This is a genomic window from Bradyrhizobium sp. P3_C3 (assembly GCF_056402655.1).
In genome coordinates, this window is the sequence record NZ_JBFUGY010000011.1 from 170,458 (window position 1) to 187,695 (window position 17,238).

16 protein-coding genes are annotated in these 17,238 nt (G+C 64.1%); 8 read left to right on the forward strand and 8 right to left on the reverse strand.

Annotation, left to right across the window (positions count from 1 at the left end; all coding sequences use genetic code 11):
• Positions 1 to 84: 84 nt before the first annotated feature.
• From AC1DW2_RS15145 to AC1DW2_RS15155, 3 genes are all read right to left on the reverse strand, one after another.
• A complete protein-coding gene (locus AC1DW2_RS15145; RefSeq protein ID WP_477006458.1) occupies positions 85 to 837 on the reverse strand; it encodes an outer membrane protein in 753 nt (250 codons plus the stop codon).
• A gap of 224 nt (positions 838 to 1,061) precedes the next feature.
• Positions 1,062 to 1,751, reverse strand: a complete 690-nt coding sequence (locus AC1DW2_RS15150) for an outer membrane protein (protein WP_071913698.1) — start codon at positions 1,749 to 1,751, stop codon at positions 1,062 to 1,064.
• Positions 1,752 to 1,984: 233 nt separating this feature from the next.
• Positions 1,985 to 2,746, reverse strand: a complete 762-nt coding sequence (locus AC1DW2_RS15155; protein WP_085404690.1) for an outer membrane protein — start codon at positions 2,744 to 2,746, stop codon at positions 1,985 to 1,987.
• Between the two features lie 449 nt (positions 2,747 to 3,195).
• Here AC1DW2_RS15155 and AC1DW2_RS15160 point away from each other — a divergent pair, with 449 nt between their 5' ends.
• From AC1DW2_RS15160 to gyrA, 3 genes are all read left to right on the forward strand, one after another.
• Positions 3,196 to 3,696 carry a single-stranded DNA-binding protein gene (locus tag AC1DW2_RS15160; RefSeq protein WP_212451249.1) on the forward strand — a complete coding sequence of 167 codons (501 nt, stop codon included), beginning with the start codon at positions 3,196 to 3,198 and terminating at the stop codon, positions 3,694 to 3,696.
• A gap of 201 nt (positions 3,697 to 3,897) precedes the next feature.
• Positions 3,898 to 4,296: a DUF2306 domain-containing protein gene (locus tag AC1DW2_RS15165; RefSeq protein ID WP_477006459.1), complete on the forward strand. Its 399-nt coding sequence runs from the start codon at positions 3,898 to 3,900 to the stop codon at positions 4,294 to 4,296.
• Between the two features lie 168 nt (positions 4,297 to 4,464).
• Positions 4,465 to 7,206 carry a DNA gyrase subunit A gene (gene gyrA / locus AC1DW2_RS15170; protein ID WP_135213710.1) on the forward strand — a complete coding sequence of 914 codons (2,742 nt, stop codon included), beginning with the start codon at positions 4,465 to 4,467 and terminating at the stop codon, positions 7,204 to 7,206.
• Between the two features lie 88 nt (positions 7,207 to 7,294).
• Here the strand turns inward: gyrA and AC1DW2_RS15175 are convergent, their stop codons facing one another.
• The 5 genes from AC1DW2_RS15175 to AC1DW2_RS15195 all read right to left on the reverse strand — a co-directional run bounded on the left by AC1DW2_RS15175 (position 7,295) and on the right by AC1DW2_RS15195 (position 13,729).
• Entirely contained in the window at positions 7,295 to 7,489 is a 195-nt protein-coding gene (locus tag AC1DW2_RS15175; RefSeq protein WP_071913707.1) for a hypothetical protein, read from the reverse strand.
• Positions 7,486 to 8,649, reverse strand: coding sequence for a PepSY-associated TM helix domain-containing protein (locus AC1DW2_RS15180; protein ID WP_477006460.1), 1,164 nt, complete (start codon positions 8,647 to 8,649; stop codon positions 7,486 to 7,488). The genes AC1DW2_RS15175 and AC1DW2_RS15180 overlap by 4 nt, the downstream gene beginning before the upstream one ends.
• A gap of 4 nt (positions 8,650 to 8,653) precedes the next feature.
• Complete coding sequence (locus AC1DW2_RS15185; protein WP_477006461.1) at positions 8,654 to 10,957, reverse strand: TonB-dependent siderophore receptor; 2,304 nt, start codon at positions 10,955 to 10,957, stop codon at positions 8,654 to 8,656.
• Positions 10,958 to 11,425: 468 nt separating this feature from the next.
• Positions 11,426 to 13,279, reverse strand: coding sequence for a potassium transporter Kup (locus AC1DW2_RS15190; protein ID WP_135213707.1), 1,854 nt, complete (start codon positions 13,277 to 13,279; stop codon positions 11,426 to 11,428).
• Positions 13,280 to 13,471: 192 nt separating this feature from the next.
• A complete protein-coding gene (locus AC1DW2_RS15195) occupies positions 13,472 to 13,729 on the reverse strand; it encodes a hypothetical protein (RefSeq protein ID WP_477006462.1) in 258 nt (85 codons plus the stop codon).
• 249 nt (positions 13,730 to 13,978) lie between these two features.
• Between AC1DW2_RS15195 and coaD the strand changes: the two genes are divergently transcribed.
• The 5 genes from coaD to queA all read left to right on the forward strand — a co-directional run bounded on the left by coaD (position 13,979) and on the right by queA (position 17,187).
• Positions 13,979 to 14,476 carry a pantetheine-phosphate adenylyltransferase gene (gene coaD / locus AC1DW2_RS15200; protein WP_085404698.1) on the forward strand — a complete coding sequence of 166 codons (498 nt, stop codon included), beginning with the start codon at positions 13,979 to 13,981 and terminating at the stop codon, positions 14,474 to 14,476.
• A 37-nt stretch (positions 14,477 to 14,513) separates the two neighbouring features.
• A complete protein-coding gene (locus tag AC1DW2_RS15205) occupies positions 14,514 to 15,089 on the forward strand; it encodes a peptidylprolyl isomerase (protein WP_477006463.1) in 576 nt (191 codons plus the stop codon).
• A 9-nt stretch (positions 15,090 to 15,098) separates the two neighbouring features.
• A complete protein-coding gene (locus AC1DW2_RS15210; protein WP_477006464.1) occupies positions 15,099 to 15,509 on the forward strand; it encodes a hypothetical protein in 411 nt (136 codons plus the stop codon).
• Positions 15,506 to 15,970 (forward strand): peptidylprolyl isomerase, encoded by a 465-nt coding sequence (locus AC1DW2_RS15215; protein WP_071913717.1) that lies wholly within the window; start codon positions 15,506 to 15,508, stop codon positions 15,968 to 15,970. Before AC1DW2_RS15210 ends, AC1DW2_RS15215 begins: the two co-directional genes overlap by 4 nt.
• A gap of 143 nt (positions 15,971 to 16,113) precedes the next feature.
• Positions 16,114 to 17,187, forward strand: a complete 1,074-nt coding sequence (gene queA / locus AC1DW2_RS15220; protein WP_477006465.1) for a tRNA preQ1(34) S-adenosylmethionine ribosyltransferase-isomerase QueA — start codon at positions 16,114 to 16,116, stop codon at positions 17,185 to 17,187.
• Positions 17,188 to 17,238 lie beyond the last annotated feature (51 nt).

Sequence of the window (17,238 nt, forward strand, 5' to 3'; positions counted from 1 at the left end):
GCAAGCGCTCGCGCCGTATGCGCGAAAACAAAAAGGCCGGCGCAAGGCCGGCCTTTCGTAACGTGATGGCGTCGCAGGCGAAGCTTAGTACTTCGCCACGACCGGGCCGCCGAAGGTGTAGTTCAGGCGAACGGTGCCCATGTCGACGTCCTGCTTGATACGGTCGATGCGGTCGTTGAAACCGATAAACGTAAAGCTGACATTGCGGCGGCCCATGAACAGATGGTCGTATTCGATCGCAACGGACCAGTTCGGCGCGAAACCGAATTCGAGGCCGGTGCCGACGGCGCCGCCCCAGCGCGTCTCGCTTGCGCTGTCGAGGACAACGCCGCCGATTAGACCGTTGTACTTGGCGTGCGTGACGGCCGCGCCGCCCTTCACGTACCAGAGCACGTTGTTCCAGGCATAGCCGACCTGGCCGGTGAACAAGCCAATCCCATCGATCTTGGTCTGGTTGACCAGCGGGGGCGGGGCAAGCACCAAGCTCGTATTCGAACCCTTCAGGTTGGCCCAGTCGCCCTGGGCTTCAAGGCCGAACACCCAGTTGGCCGACTGCCAGCGATAACCGACCTGGCCGCCGACGACGCCGCCGGTCGCATTGTGACAGCCTTCAGCCGTGTCCGGACCCGCAATGCCGAAGATGTTGTTGACGTCCCAGCAGTTGCGGCTCGAGGCGCCGCCGCCGTTGATGCCGAGATAGAAGCCGGACCAGTTGTAGATCGAGGCCACAGCAATGGGCGCCTTGGTGTAGGGGCGGGCCGCCAAATCGGCCGCCGAGGCGGGAGCCAACGCGCTGAGTGCGAACAGACTGGCCGAGGCCAGCAAAACCTTCTTCATTTCAATTCCCCAGTTTCGTTTCTCTTTGTCGGCGAAAAACGGCCGACCCAATGACCCAATCGATGTCATTGCTCTACACCATTGAAGCCGAAGGTTGTGTCACCGGGATGCCACAGCTCTCCCCGAAAAACGTTGGGAATCGGTTGGCCTGGATCTGGACGCGCGAAAACAAAAAGGCCGGCGCAAGGCCGGCCTTTCGTAACGCGGTGCGTTGGAAGCGAAGCTCAGTACTTCGCGACCACCGGGCCCCCGAAGTGATAGTTCACGCCGACCTGCACGGTGTGGAAGTTGAGCGTGCCGGTGGGCAGGGCGCCCGAGAAGTAGGTCTCGCCGCCGAGGCTGCGATAGAGGTACTCGCCCTTGACCGACCACTGCGGAGCGAAGAACGCCTCGACGCCCGCACCGACGGTCCAGCCGGAGTGCCACTTGCTGTCCGACGCGGTCAAGCCGAGAGCGGAGAGGCTGATCTTGTTGTCGATCCAGGCGTAGCCGCCGGTGCCGTAGAACAGGACCTGATTGACGGCGTAGCCGATACGGCCGCGCACGGTGCCCATGGCATCGGTCTTCGAGCTCGCCGTGGCGGTCACAACGCCGAATCCGGGAACAACAGTGGCGCCGGTCGCCGAAGCGCTGACGTCAGCCCAGGAACCATCAGCCTCGACGCCGAACACGACGTTGCCGGTCTGCCAGTTGTAGCCGGCGGTGCCGCCGACGAAGCCACCCTTCATCTTCGGGTCGCCGGAACCGTTTTCCCAGGCGCCGCCGCCGACGATACCGAGGTAGAAGCCGGTCCAGTTGTAGACCGAGGCCACCGCCACCGGAGCCTTGGTGTAGGGGCGCGCCGCGAGATCAGCGGCCGAAGCCGGAGCAGCGAGAGCGAACAAACAGGCCGAAGCCAACAAAACCTTCTTCATTTTCAAACTAATCCCAGTCCCGGTTTCTGTTTTTGCCTTCCGTGCGTTCGGAAGGACATCGGACGCCGTGGTCCAACTGATGTCGTGCTTACACCAGCAAAGCCGCAAGTTGTGTCTCCTAAAAGCCACAATAATCGCAAAACGTAACGGTGACTGACCTATAATTCCCGTTGCCCACGCAAAAAGGCCGGCGCGAGGCCGGCCTTTGATTTCCAAGCGATTTCAGAGGGATGTCAGTATCTTGCGATCATCGGACCGCCCCAGCGATAGTTCACGCGGACGAGGCCGATATCGACGTCCTGGCTGATGCGATCGGAGCGTGTGGCGACGCCGAGCGGGGCGAAATTGCCGGATCCGGTGAAGCCGATGGTGCGGTTGCCGAGGAAGATGTGGTCGTATTCGAAACCCACGGTCCAGTTCGGGGCGAATCCGAACTCGACGCCCGCACCCACGGTGCCGCCCCAACGGGTCTCGTTGGCCCGGTCGAACTCGAGGCCGCTGGCGACGTCGAAGCTGCGGTAGCGATCGCTGACGACGGCGCCGCCGCCCTTCACGTAGACCAGGACGTTGTTCCAGGCGTAACCGACCTGACCGGTAATCAGGCCGAAGGCGTTGATCTTCGAACGATCGCGCAGGCCGCTGATTGCACTGATGTTGTCACCCGAGAAATCGGCCCAGTTGCCCTGGCCTTCGAAGCCGAACACCCAGTTGGCTGACTGCCAGCGGTAGCCGACCTGGCCGCCGACCGTGCCGCCGGTCGCGTTGTGGCAGCCTTCGCCTACGAGAACGCCACCGCCGATATCGACGTCCCAGCACTTGTGGCTGGTGCCGCCGCCGCCGTTGATACCGATGTAGAAGCCGCTCCAGTCGTAGATGGTCGCGATCATCGGTGCCGGAGCCTTGGTGTACGGACGCGCAGCGAGATCTGCCGCGCTTGCGGGAGCCGACAGCCCCAACGCGATTGCACCAATAGTACCAATCAAAATCTTATTCATTGCAGTCCCCCCAGTTTCTGACCGCTTTTCGAAGTCCCCGAAGCGGCTGATCAGGCGCGACGCCTACAAGAATCTAATTCCGCGGCAAGCGTAGCTTAGGCGGGAGGCGGAGTCCGTCTCCGGAATGCAACAGTCGGGCGGCATCTGAACTGCTTCTAACTTGATGAATGTTAAGCTGTTTCGCCGTCCTCAGGAATTCGGGGAAATTCCATTTGGCGCAGGCCGTCTTTGTGCAGCGCGGTGTCGTCTTGCCAGCGCAACAAGGTGAGGGGTGTCATAAGAACAAATCTGGAACGAACCGGCCAGGGGTGCTATATGTGGGGATAAGTGGAGGGGTGACGGGCCGATCCGTCCGCGCAAGCGTATAGGGTCGCGTCAACAGGTTGCAGAGGACGCGGGCGCGTCCCGGGCCTTCTAAAATTCAGTGGCATTCGGAGTGGAGAGCGGCGATGGCGGGAAGCGTCAACAAGGTCATTCTGGTTGGAAATCTCGGCAAGGATCCCGAAATCCGCCGCACCCAGGACGGGCGGCCGATCGCGAATTTGAGCATCGCCACCTCGGAGACCTGGCGCGACAAGAACAGCGGCGAGCGCAAGGAAAAGACCGAGTGGCATCGCGTCGTGATCTTCAATGAAGGGCTCTGCAAGGTCGCCGAGCAGTACCTGAAGAAGGGCGCGAAGGTTTACATCGAGGGCGCGCTCCAGACCCGCAAATGGACCGACCAGAGCGGCGCCGAGAAGTACTCCACCGAGGTCGTGCTCCAGGGCTTCAACTCGACCCTGACGATGCTCGATGGCCGCGGCGGCGGCGGTGGAGGCGGCAGCTTCGGCGACGAGCCGGGCGGCGATTTCGGCTCCTCCGGTCCCGTCAGCAGCGCGCCGCGCCGCGCTGTGGCCGCCGGCGGCGGTGGCGGCCGCAACAGCGACATGGACGACGACATCCCGTTCTGAGGCGAGCGGGGCGCTTCGCCCCTGATGTCACCTTGCTCGCGTAGAGCGACAGGATTCCTTACCAATTGGCGGGCAAAGCTCGGTTTTTGCGGGCTTGCCTCATGTGCTGCCTCAAGCTTTTGACGAGGCGCGATGTGAATGGTATTAACTTGATGTTAATCCTATTCACATGGGTCGGCCGTCGATCGGAGAAAGCCCTGCATGAGCGTTGCGCCGCTGCTTGAGGCTGCTCCAGCGATCCCGCTGCACGCCTTTGCCGCCATGGCCGCCTTCGTGCTCGGCCTTGTCCAGTTTGCCGCCCCCAAGGGCACGCTGCCGCACCGGACGATCGGCTGGATCTGGGTGGGGCTCATGGCGGTCGTTGCGGCATCGTCGTTCTGGATCCACCAGATCCGCCTGGTCGGGCCGTTCAGCCCGATCCATCTCCTATCGATCTTCACGCTGGTGATGCTACCGCTCGCGGTGTGGCGGGCGCATACCCATCGGGTCGCCGATCACCGGCGCATCATGATCATGACGTTCATCGGCGCGCTCGTCATTGCCGGGCTGTTCACGCTCGTGCCTGGACGGATCATGCACCGGGTGATTTTCGGAGCCTAGGACGTGGTTCTCGGCGGCCCATTCCGGCTTCGCTCGAGGCAGTGGTGCTGAGCTCGTAAGTCTCTGGAAAAACAGTCGGAAAAACCGCTTCCCTAGACCTCGCAAGGGTGGTTATCAGGGGGGCGATGCGCTATATGATTCCCAGATAAAATCTCACCGGATTTCCCCTTGGCTGACGACGACAACAAGCCCGGCGACCAGCCGGCGCAACCCTCGGACATTCGTCCCGTTTCCATCTACGAGGAGATGAAGAAGTCCTACCTCGATTACGCGATGAGCGTGATCGTGGCGCGTGCGCTGCCCGATGCGCGCGACGGGTTGAAGCCGGTTCATCGCCGCATCCTCTACTCGATGAACGAGCAGGGGCACACGCCCGACAAGAAGTACGTCAAGTCGGCGCGCGTGGTCGGTGACGTCATCGGTAAATATCATCCGCATGGCGACCAGTCGATCTACGACGCCATGGTCCGGATGGCGCAGGACTTCTCGATGCGCGTGCCGCTCATCGACGGCCAGGGCAATTTCGGCTCGGTCGACGGCGATCCCCCGGCCGCCTATCGGTACACCGAAGCGCGACTGACGAAGGTGGCGTTGGCTCTGCTGGCCGACATCGACAAGGACACCGTCGACTTCCAGCCGAACTACGACAACAACGAAACCGAGCCGTCGGTCCTGCCGGCCAAGTTCCCGAACCTCCTCGTCAACGGGGCGGGCGGCATCGCGGTCGGCATGGCGACCAACATCCCGCCGCACAATCTCGGCGAGGTCATCGACGCCTGTGTCGCGTTGATCGACAATCCCGCACTTACGATCGAAGAGCTCATCAACATCGTTCCGGGACCGGATTTCCCGACCGGCGGCGTCATTCTCGGACGCGCGGGCATCCGCGCCGCCTACCACCTCGGCCGCGGCTCCATCGTCATGCGCGGCAAGGTCGCGATCGAGACCATCCGCAAGGAGCGCGAGGCGATCATCATCACCGAGATTCCCTACCAGGTGAACAAGGCGACGATGGTCGAGCGCATCGCCGAGCTGGTCAAGGAAAAGAAGATCGAGGGAATCGGCGACCTGCGCGATGAATCCGACCGCGACGGCTACCGTGTTGTGATCGAATTGAAGCGCGACGCCGTGCCGGATGTGGTGTTGAATCAGCTGTACCGATTCACGCCGCTGCAGACGAGCTTCGGCGTCAACATGGTGGCGCTCGACAGCGGCCGTCCGCGGATCATGCATCTGAAGGATCTGCTGGCGATCTTCGTCGACTTCCGCGAGCGGGTCGTCACGCGGCGTACCAAGTTCCTGCTCGCCAAGGCGCGCGATCGCGCCCACATCCTGGTCGGTCTGGCGATCGCGGTCGCCAATATCGACGAGATGATCCGCGTCATCCGGACCTCGCCCGACCCGACCACCGCCCGCGACACCCTGATGGCGCGCGACTGGCCGGCACGGGACGTCGAGGACATGCTGACGCTGATCGACGATCCGCGCCACCGCATCAGCGAGGACGGCACGATCCGGCTGTCGATGGAGCAGGCGAGGGCCATTCTCGATCTGCGCCTTCAGCGCCTCACCGCGCTCGGCCGCGACGAAATCCGCGACGAGCTCGACAAGCTCGCCGGGGAGATCGCCGACTATCTCGACATCCTGCGCTCGCGCGCCCGCGTGCTGGGCATCATCAAGACCGAGCTCGCCGAGGTGAAGGCCGAGTTCGCGACCCCGCGCCGCACCGTGATCATCGAGCAGGAGGGCGAGGTCGAGGACGAGGACCTGATCCAGCGCGAGGACATGGTCGTCACCGTCTCCCACGCCGGCTACGTCAAGCGCGTGCCGCTGTCGGCCTACCGGGCGCAACGCCGGGGCGGCAAGGGCCGCGCCGGCATGCAGACCCGCGACGAGGATTTCGTCAGCCGCCTGTTCGTGGCGTCGACGCACACACCAGTGCTGTTCTTCTCGTCGCGCGGCCAGGTCTACAAGGAGAAGGTCTGGCGCCTGCCGATGGCCGCGCCGAACGCGCGCGGCAAGGCGCTGATCAACATCCTGCCGCTGGAGCAGGGCGAGCGCATCACCACCATCATGCCGCTGCCGGAGGATGAATCGACCTGGGGCAACCTCGACGTGATGTTCGCCACCACCGGCGGCAACGTCCGGCGCAACAAGCTGTCCGACTTCGTCGACGTCCGCCGCTCCGGCATCATCGCCATGAAGCTCGATGAGAATGAAGCCATCGTGGACGTGCAGATCTGCACCGAGCGCGACGACGTGCTGCTGACCGGCGCCGGCGGCCAGTGCATCCGCTTCCCCGTCCCCGACGTGCGCGTGTTTACCGGCCGCACTTCGATGGGCGTGCGCGGCATTGCGCTTGCCGAGGGCGACAAGGTGATCTCGCTGGCCATCTTGCGCCACATGGAGACCACCTCGGACGAACGTTCGGCCTATTTGAAGATGCGTCGTGCGGTGGCCGGCGAAGCCGTGGTCGACGAGGCTCCGGCGGATGCCGAGGCCGAAGAGACGACCTCCGGCAGCTTCCAGCTCCCGCAGGAGCGCTATGTCGAGATGTCGGCGGCCGAGCAGGTCGTGCTCACCGTCTCCGTCAACGGCTACGGCAAGCGGACCTCGTCCTACGAGTACCGCACCACTGGCCGCGGCGGCAAAGGCATCGTCGCCATGAGCGTCAACAACCGCAACGGCAACCTGGTGGCCTCGTTCCCCGTGGAAGACGCCGACCAGATCATGCTGGTCACGGACAAGGGCCAGCTCATCCGCTGCCCGGTCGAAGGCATCCGCGTCGCCGGCCGCTCGACCCAGGGCGTGATCGTGTTCGACACCGCCGAGGACGAGCACGTCGTCTCGGTCGAGCACATCACGGAAGAGGCCGATAGCGGGAACGGCGAGAACGGGAACGGTTCGTAGATCGAGCCGATCCCGTCAGGTGTCGTCTCCGTTGACGCTTGCAATCAACCGGATAGGTCCGGCACGGCACAACGCGCCGGTGTCCGGCCTATGATCCTGGAAGATGCGGCTGGCGCGATGCCTTCCAGCCGAGCACGGCCAGCGGAATTGCCAGTGCTGCCCAGGACAGCGCGTCCCAGCCATCGTCGCCGAACAGCGCCGACGCCAGCCCGACAAGGATGAGCCCCCCGAGCAGGAGCGGCCAGCGAAAGATCTCGTCCATGGTGTGGCGCTCGCGCTTCATGGACGGATCCCGGATGTCGCTACGACAGGCGGCCCGTCCTGCGCGCGCGTGGTGACGCGAGGTGATTTGCGCTTGCCGAGCCAGAGATAGACGCCGCTGGCAAGCACGACGATGGCGGCAAGATCGAACAGCGCCCAGATGATCTTCAGCGGCAGGCTGCCGTAGTCCCCGAAATGAAGCGGGCGCGATACCTGCAACGCCCTGAGATACCACGGCAGGCCACGCGCGGTGACGAGCTGCCCGGTTTCGGCGTCGAGCATCGCGGGCGTGAACAGGCGCGAGGTGATCGGCGTCGTTCCCTTGGTCCAGACGATGAAGTGCCGTGGTGTCCCGAACCGTGCGACCGTCGGAAAGATGATGCTGGCCGGCGTATTGCCGTCGAGCGCCCGACGTGCTGCGGCCATGACGTCGTCGACGTCGGCCCATTTCGCAAGCGGCGGCTTGCCCAGGTGCGGCGCGATCAGCTCCGGCATCACCTCCGCGCGCCAGGCGGAGAACAGCGGCAACGATATCGTGTTGATGACGCCGGTGACGCCGACGGCAAGCAGCCATATGAGAGTCACTCCGCCGATCAGATTGTGCAGGTCGAGCCATTTGACCCGCGACGCGCCGATCCGACGCACCGTGCCGAAGTTGAGCCGGCGCATGAAGGGCGCGTAGAGCATGATGCCGGAAACGATCGCGATGACAAACAGCAGGCCCAGGACGCCGAGAAACAGTTCACCCGGCAACCCCAAGAACATGTCGCGGTGGAATATGCGGATGGCGCTCATCAGGCCGCCCTGCTGCGTGTCTTCGCCGATCAGTTCCGCGGTCCTGGAATCGAATGACAGCTTCAGGAAACGTTGGCCGGGGGGAGCTTCGGGCGTAGCCGAGAGGAATACGTTGACGACGTTGGCGCGATCGTCGTCCCAGCCGAGCACCTGGAGGTAGCGCTGCGGATAGCGCGCCTTGGCGGCGTCGACCAGCCGGCTTAGCGGAGCCTGCGGAGTATCCGCCGGGAGCTCTCTGGCCGAGGCTTCCGACTTGAGGAGCTCGTCGATCTCGTCATGAAAGATCAGTGGGAGCCCGGTGATGCAAAGCATCAGGAGGAATAGCGTGCAGACCAGGCTGGTCCATTTGTGGACCAGCGACCACCATTTGACTGACTGTGCTGTCATCCTCTCACCACCGGTAGGTCAGCGTCGCCAGCACCGTGCGCCCCAGCGCCCAGCGGCAGCCGCCGGCCGTGCATAACGAGACATAGGTCTTGTCGAACACGTTGTTGACGTTCACCGCCGCACTGAGGCCCTTCCACTGCTGATACCGCATCCCGAAATCATAGGACAGCACCGCATCGAACACCGTGCTGGCCGGCACCGTGGCGGCGGGCAGGAAGACGCCCGGCACGATGGTCGGAACCGTCAGATTGTTGGCGTTGGTCGTGTACATGTCGTGGACGTAGCGGACGCCGCCGCCGAAGCCGAAGCCGGTGGCAGGACCGCCCTGCACCAGATAGTTGGYCCAGAGCGAGGCGGTGTGCATCGGGACGTTGGCGAGCCGCTTGCCGAAATTGACGTCCTGGGGCGAACTGATCCGGTTGTCGAGATAGGAGTACTGCCCACGCAGGCTCAAGCCGGGCAGGGGGCTGCCGACGACGGACCCTTCGAACCCGCGCGACCTGACCTCGCCGACCTGCGCCGTTGTGTTGGCCGGAATGCCGGGGCCACTGATGACGGTTGCGACGTTTTGCTGCTTGAGGTCGTAGACCGCGGCCGTGAACATCAGATTGGTCCCGACCGGCTGATACTTCACGCCGCCTTCGTACTGCTCGCCGGTGGTCGGCTTGAACGGCTGACCGTTGAGCAGCGTGCCGACCGAGGTCGGCTGGAACGAGGTCGAGTAGCTGACATAGGGCGCGATGCCGTTGTCGAAATTGTAGATCGCGCCGATGCGGCCGGTTGGCTTCTGGTCGTCGTTCAGGACGCGAACGCCGGTGTTCTGGGCCAGCGTATTGCCCTCGGCCCAGTCGTAGCGGACTCCGCCGAGGACGGTGAGCCGGCCGAGCCTGGCCTCGTCCTGGACGTAGAGGCCGCGCTGCGACAGGTGCTGGTCGAGGTTCTGGAAGAGCGCCGTGGGGACGGCGATGTTCTGCGTGTAGTTCGGCGCCAGGATGTCGAGCGTGTTGGTGGCCGCAAAGCGGGCGAGATTGTTGAAGTCGAACCGCTGGTAGTCGACCCCTGCGAGGACCGTATGCTGCAACGGTCCCATGTTGAACTTGGCCTGGAGCTGGTTGTCGGCAGCGAATGTGTCGAGGTTCTCGTTGGTCGAGAAGTAGCTCCGGTTGATCGTGCGGCCGTCGACCAGCCGGAGCGTGGCGCCCGCGCCCGTCGTCGTGAACCCGCCGGGCTGCACCTCGACATAGCTGAGCTCATTGTGCAGGTAGCGTACATTCTGGCGCACCGTGAAGACGTCGTCGAAACGATGCTCGAACTCGTAGCCGGCGGTTGCCTGCTTGTATTTGAGAGTCTCGTAGTTGAGATCGCCGGCAAAGAAATTGCGCGGGATCTGCCCGAACGTCCCCGGCACCAGCGTGCCTTGGATCGGCAAGAGCGCGAAGGCACCACCCTTCGGGTCCTGCCGGTAGCTCGCCAGGAAGGTGATGGTGGTGTCGATACTCGGACGCCACGTCCAGGCCGGCGCGATCGAAAATCTTTGCTCGCCGATATTTTCGACCTGGGTGTCGGCGTTGAGGCCGATACCGGTGACGCGGTAGAGCAGCGTCTTGTCCTTGTCGACGGGGCCGCCGACATCGAAGGCGCCCTGGATCCGGTTGAACGAGCCGGTTTGCAGGGAGACTTCTCCGAACGGATTTTCAGTCGGGCGCTTGCTGACGAGGTTGAGGATGCCGCCGGGCGAGGCGGCGCCGTAGAGAATTGATGCCGGCCCGGTGATCACCTCGGCGCGCTCGAGCAAATAGGGATCGACCCGCGGCGCACCGAACGGTCCGCCCTGGAGCCGCAGCCCGTCCAGATATGTTTCGAGGCTGAAGCCGCGCGCGCTGACGTTCTGAAAGCGGAAATCGGTATCGTTGCTGAAATAGATTCCTGGCGCGTAGCGCAAGAGGTCGCGGATGCTCTGCGCCTGCCGTACATTCATTTCGTCGCGAGTGATGACGGCGATCGATGCCGGCGTCGACATGATCGGCGCATCCGTCTTGGTGGCGCCGGAGGCGCGGGTGGCGACGAACCCGTTGGTGCCGGCGTTGACGCGCGCTGCTGTTCCCACCAGCGCTTGGGGCTCCGGCTGTACTGTCGAACGGTTGGCCTGTTGAGCGGACCGCTGGCTCGCGCTGCGCCGCGCCGATGCGTTGCGCCGGACCTGGACCGGACGTTGCGCGCGCTGAACGGGTGCGTCGACCGTCACCGGCGGCAACGCGGATGCACCGGATTGGCCAGTGTTCTGTGCGTTCACCGGCGTGACGGCCATCAGCAAGCAGCCCAGCGTGAGTGCGCTGGCTGTGCTCTTGAAAGTGTTCCTTAAAAAATAGACCGCACGACCACGCAGGCCGTGTCCATCGCATTCCATGTCAGCGCCCCATCCGGCGATCGCCGCGCCGGCGGGATGATCCTTCTGACCTCACGCGACTTCGCACCCGCGCGCGTGTTAGATGGCGACATTGCGAGCGTCGAGTTGGACGAATTTTGAATCACTCGAAACGTCATAATTGGAGGCATTCTTAGAACTTCTAAAAAAGCGAAGCTAACTGATCGACAAGACATTGGAATTTGTTGCTGCGTATGTCTGGTGATGGGCCAGACAAAATTGAGGTGCGCGCGAATGTCGCACACTCCCGGGTAAGCGGGCGTGACGAGCTCTACCTGTCGATGATCGGCATCCCATCGAGACGCGTGGTGCGAAGCCTGCCTTGCCCTGAACGGGCGATCCGCACGACGATCAGATCTCCAACTCGGTCCCGAACTCCACCACCTGCCTGGTCGGCACGCCGAAGAACGCGGCGGAGCGTTCGGCGTTGCGCTGGAGGAAGGCGAACAGGCCTTCGCGCCAGACCCACATGCCCGGAATGTCCTCGCTCGGGATGATGGTCTCGCGGCCGACATAGTAGGTGATGTCGGAGAGGTCGATGCCGGGCAGCTTGCCCTGGCGGCAGGCGAGCGTCAGGCCCGCATAGATCGTCGGATTCTGCATGAAGCCGTAATGCAGGACCACGCGGGTGATGCCGGGGATGATCTCGATCACCTCGGCGCGGTCTTCATCGGTGATGTGCGGGGATTCCTCGATCAGCACGGTGACGAGGACGATGCGCTCATGCAGCACGTGGTTGTGCTTGACGAATTGGGTCAGCGCCAGCGGCACGCCGCGCGGTGCGGAGGCCAGGAAGACGGCGGTCCCGGGCAGTCTGGCGCGGCACTTGTTGACCGCGGTCTCGATCAGGTCCTCCTCGGGCTGGCGCAGCTTCGCGCGCGCCGCCTCGACCAGCTTCACGCCGCTGCGCCAGGTCAGCATCATGAAGGCGACGAGGGCCGCGAGCAGCAGCGGAAACCAGCCGCCCTCGAACAGCTTGATCGAATTGGCGGAGAAGAAGATCACGTCGATCACGAAGAAGAAGCCGTTGACGGCGACCACGATCCACGGCGAATAGCCCCACTGGATCGCGACCAGGGCCGCGAGCAGCGTGGTGATCGCCATCAGCAGCGACACCGCGATGCCGTAGGCGCCGGCGAGCGCTTCCGAGGTGCCGAAGCTCAGGACCGCGCCGAGCGTTGCGGCAGCGAGCAGCCAGTTCACCAGCGGCACGTAGATCTGGCCCATCGCATGGCTCGTGGTGTGGCGGATCTGCATGCGCGGCAGGAAGCCGAGCTGGATCGATTGCTGGGTCAGCGAGAACACGCCGGAGATGATCGCCTGCGAGGCGATCACGGTCGCGAGCGCCGAGAAGGCGACCAGCGGATAGTGCAGGGCGTCCGGGCAGAGCTGGAAGAACGGATTCTCGATCATCGCGGGATCGGTGATCAGCAGCGCGGCCTGCCCAAAATAGTTTAGCACCAGCGCGGGCAGGCAGATCGCGAACCAGGCGAGCCGGATCGGGAAGCGGCCGAAATGCCCCATGTCGGCGTACATGGCTTCGCCGCCGGTCACCGCCAGGAAGGCGGCGCCGAGGATCGCGAAGGAGATGTGGAAGTCCTGGTGGATCAGGAAGTTGAAGGCATAGAGCGGGCTCAGTGCCGCGAGCACAGCCGGGGCCTTGACGATGCCGTGGACGCCGAGCGCGGCCAGCACGAAGAACCAGGCCAGCATCACCGGCCCGAAGATGCGGCCGATGAAGCCCGTGCCCTGCTTCTGGATCATGAACAGCCCGATCAGGATGGCGACGGTGATGGGCACCACCACAGGCGCGAGCGAGGGTGCGTCGACCTTGAGACCCTCGATGGCTGAGAGCACCGAGATCGCCGGGGTGATCGCGCCGTCGCCATAGAGTAGGGCGGCGCCGACGAGTCCGACGACGAGGAGATGCGCGCGCCAGGTGCCGGACTGGGCGTGGCGGGCATGCAGCAGCGCCAGCAGCGCGACGATGCCGCCTTCGCCGCGATTGTCCGCGCGCAGGATCAGAAGCGCATATTTCAGCGAGATGATCAGCAGCAGCGCCCAGAGGATCAGCGAGGCAACTCCCAGGACAGCTTCGGGAGTCAGCGTAGCGCCATGGGCGGCCGCCTTGGCGGCTTCCTTCAGGGCATAGAGGGGGCTAGTGCCGATATCGCCATAGACAACCCCGAGGGCGCCCATGGTCATTGCAATCGGCAGAGGGTCAGGCTGATGGCCGGAAACGACTGCGGGCGTACTGGACAAGGTCGACCCCCCGATGGGATCGCGCCCGCCGGGCCATTCCGACGGGCGCGAGCATCAGACAGTCTGCGACGAGACGTCGCAAATATCCATGGGATTTATCTCGGGGTTTATGTGACGCGAAGCTGACAGGTTCGACTACGGGGTCCGGTCGGCGGTCACGAGGCGGGCCTCGCGGATGTTGGCCTTGGTGCCGGCCTGGCGCAGGCAGGACGCCTCGAAGTTCGGCCAGGCCTGCTGCGAGCAGTCCTTGCCGACGGTGCGGATATCGAGGCGGTCGCTCTTGGCCAGCGGCTGCGGGACGCTTGCTTCGACGGACGGAGCGAAACCGGGAAGGACGGTGAGGGCAGCAGCGACGAACGCAGCAATAGCGATGGCCGAGATGGTCTTGATCATTGACGGTCCCCTGTGATGCGGCCGCTACGCCCAGTTGTGCGGCCCGTCATTCGTTGGGTGGATTAGTAACCATGGCCAGTTTCCGGACGTCTTCGCGGACGCCCGAAATGGTTTCGTTCGCACTTCGTTTTGTTTCATGGCCGTCCCGAGGACGAAACAATTCGAGGGATTCCGACTCGGCGCCGCCGAAAAACCGGCAGGGAACCCGTCTGRCTTGCCGGGCCGGGCCGGGCGCGGTAGGACGGGGACATGCCGCGTATCGCCTTCTATCCGGGTTCCTTTGACCCCATCACCAACGGCCATCTGGACGTGGTCCGGAACAGTGTCCCCCTGTGCGATCGGCTCGTGGTCGCGATCGGGGTCCATCCCGGCAAGAAGCCGCTGTTCTCAACTGAGGAGCGGCTCAAGATGCTCCATGACGTCTGCGGGCCGGTCGCGGCCCAGGTCGGCTGTACGCTTGAGGCCGTGACCTACGACGATCTTGCGGTCACCGCGGCACGCAGGCACGGCGCGACTGTCATGATTCGGGGTCTGCGCGATGGCACCGACCTCGACTACGAGATGCAGCTCGCCGGGATGAACGGCGCCATGGCGCCCGACGTCCAAACCGTGTTCCTGCCGGCCTCTCCGGCCGTCCGCCCCATTACCGGCACGTTGGTGCGTCAGATCGCAGCCATGGGCGGAGATATCTCGACCTTCGTGCCGCCGCTCGTCGCCAACCTGCTCAAGGCCAAATTCGCCGGATAACGGCGCAATTCGTCATCCTACCTGATCCGGAGTTCTCATGATCCGTCGTCTCGCAATTCTTGCCACGATCTTTGCCGCGCTCTTCAGCGCGGTCCCGGCGGTGGCGCAGCAATTGCCGGCCAATCTCGACAAGGCCAACGCCATCGTCATCGACACCACCAAGGGCCGCATCGTCATCAAGCTGCGGACCGACATTGCGCCCCAGCATGCCGAGCGCATCAAGCAGCTCGCGCGCGAGGGCTATTACAACAACGTGCCGTTCCATCGCGTGATGGACGGCTTCATGGCCCAGACCGGCGACGGCGAGAAATTCAACGGCACCGGCGGCTCGAAATATCCGAACCTGAAGCAGGAATTCTCCAAGGTGCACTTTTCACGCGGCATCGTCGGGATGGCGCGGCGCGGCGACAGCGTCGACAGCGCCAACTCGCAGTTCTTCATCATGTTCGCGGACGGCGGCAGCCTGGATAACCAGTACACCGTGATCGGCGAGGTCGTGCAGGGCATGGACGTCGTCGACAAGCTGAAGAAGGCACCGCCCGGTTCGGCCGGCGGCGCCGTCACCGATCCCGACAAGATGGTGAAAGTCCAAGTCGCCTCCGACATCAAATAGGATGGGACCATGGCGCGCTGTGGCAATAGGCTTCTGCTGGCTGCCGCGCTGCTGCTTTCAGGCGTTTCCGGCGCGGCCGCCGGGGACCCAGAGGTCAACACCATCCAGGACATCTTCCAGCACTTGCGGACCTGCTGGAAGCCGCCGCCGCCCAGCAAGGCTCGCCCTATCGACATCACCGTCGTCGTGAGCTTTAACCGGGCCGGAAACATTCTGGGCCATCCGAGGATTACCTATGAATCCGCGGAGGCCTCCGACAATGACCGGCTGCAATACCGGGTCGCGGTGATGGAGGCGCTGCAACGCTGCACGCCGATGCCATTTACCGATGCAATGGCCGGCGCCGCCGCGGGCCGTCCGTTTGCGATCCAGTTCCGTAACCGGAAGACTTCACCCCCAACGCAAGAGAGACGAGCATGAGCGTCACCGAAAACACCCTGATCCTCGAGACCACGCAGGGCCCCGTCACCATCGAGATGCGGCCCGATCTCGCGCCCGGCCACGTCGCGCGCATCAAGGAACTGGTCCGCGAGGGCTTTTACGACGGCATCGTGTTCCACCGCGTGATCGAGGGCTTCATGGCGCAGACCGGCTGCCCGCAGGGCACCGGCACCGGCGGCTCCGGCAAGAAGCTGAAGGCCGAGTTCAACAAGGAACCGCATGTGCGCGGCACCACCTCGATGGCCCGCGCCGCCAGCCCCGATTCCGGCGACAGCCAGTTCTTCATCGTCTTCGACGACGCCCGCTTCCTCGACAACCAGTACACGGTGTGGGGCAAGGTCACCGAGGGCATGGAGAACGTCGACAAGATCAAGCGCGGCGAGCCCGTCCAGAACCCCGACAAGATCGTCAAGGCGCGGATGGCCGCGGACGCGGAGTAATCGCTCAACCCTCATCCTGGGGAGCGCGGAACGCGCGTCTCGAAGGATGAAGGCCCCGCTGTTGCAGCTCGGCCTTCATGGTTCGAGACGGCGCTACGCGCCTCCTCACCATGAGGGTCTGACTGCGTGGCGCTGAGCCCGACATGCGCACTGATCTCTTCGATTTCGATCTGCCCGCCGAGCGCATCGCGTTGCGCCCGGCGAGCCCGCGCGACTCCGCGAAGATGCTGGTCGTGGAAGGTGGCGCGCTGCGCGACCAGCTCATTTCCGAGCTGCCGCAATGGCTGAAGGGCGGTGACCAGCTCGTCGTCAACGACACCAAGGTGATCGCGGCGCAGCTCAAGGGCCGCCGCATCGGCCGCGAGACCGAGCCCAAGATCGAGGCGACGCTGATCAAGCGCCTCGACGGCTCGCGCTGGCAGGCACTGGTCAAGCCGGCAAAAAAGCTCGTGGCCGGCGATCGCATCCGCTTCGGCAACGAGGGCAAGGTCTGCCTGCTCGGCCATCTCGACGCCGAGGTCGAGGCCAAGGGCACCGATGGTGAAGTGACGCTGTCATTCTCGTTTCACGGCCCGGCGCTGGATCAGGCGATCGAAGATCTCGGCAGCCCGCCGCTGCCGCCCTATATCGCCTCGAAGCGCACGCCCGACGATCAGGACCTCGCGGACTACCAGACCATGTTCGCTGCGAACGAAGGCGCCGTCGCGGCTCCCACCGCGGGCCTGCATTTCACCCCGGCGCTGGAGCAGGCGCTGAGCGACCGCGGCGTCGGCATCAACCGCGTCACGCTGCACGTCGGTGCCGGGACCTTCCTGCCGGTGAAGGTGGACGACACCGAAGGCCACAAGATGCATGCCGAGTGGGGCACGATCTCGGCCGAGACGGCGGAGCGGCTCAACACCGCACGGCAGAATGGCGGCCGCATCATCGCCGTCGGTACGACGTCACTGCGGCTGCTCGAAAGCGCGGCGAGCGAGGACGGCACCATCCAGCCGTTCGCGGCCGAGACGTCGATCTTCATCACCCCCGGCTATCGCTTCCGTGCCGTCGATATCCTACTGACCAATTTCCATTTGCCGAAGTCGACGCTGTTCATGCTGGTGTCGGCCTTCTCCGGGCTCGAGGCGATGCAGCAGGCGTATGCGCACGCGATCGCGGAAGGGTACCGGTTCTATTCGTACGGCGATGCGTGCTTGTTGTTTCGGGCAGAGCCGTAGGGTGGGCAAAGGCGCGTAGCGCCGTGCCCACCATCTATCCGCATATTTCAG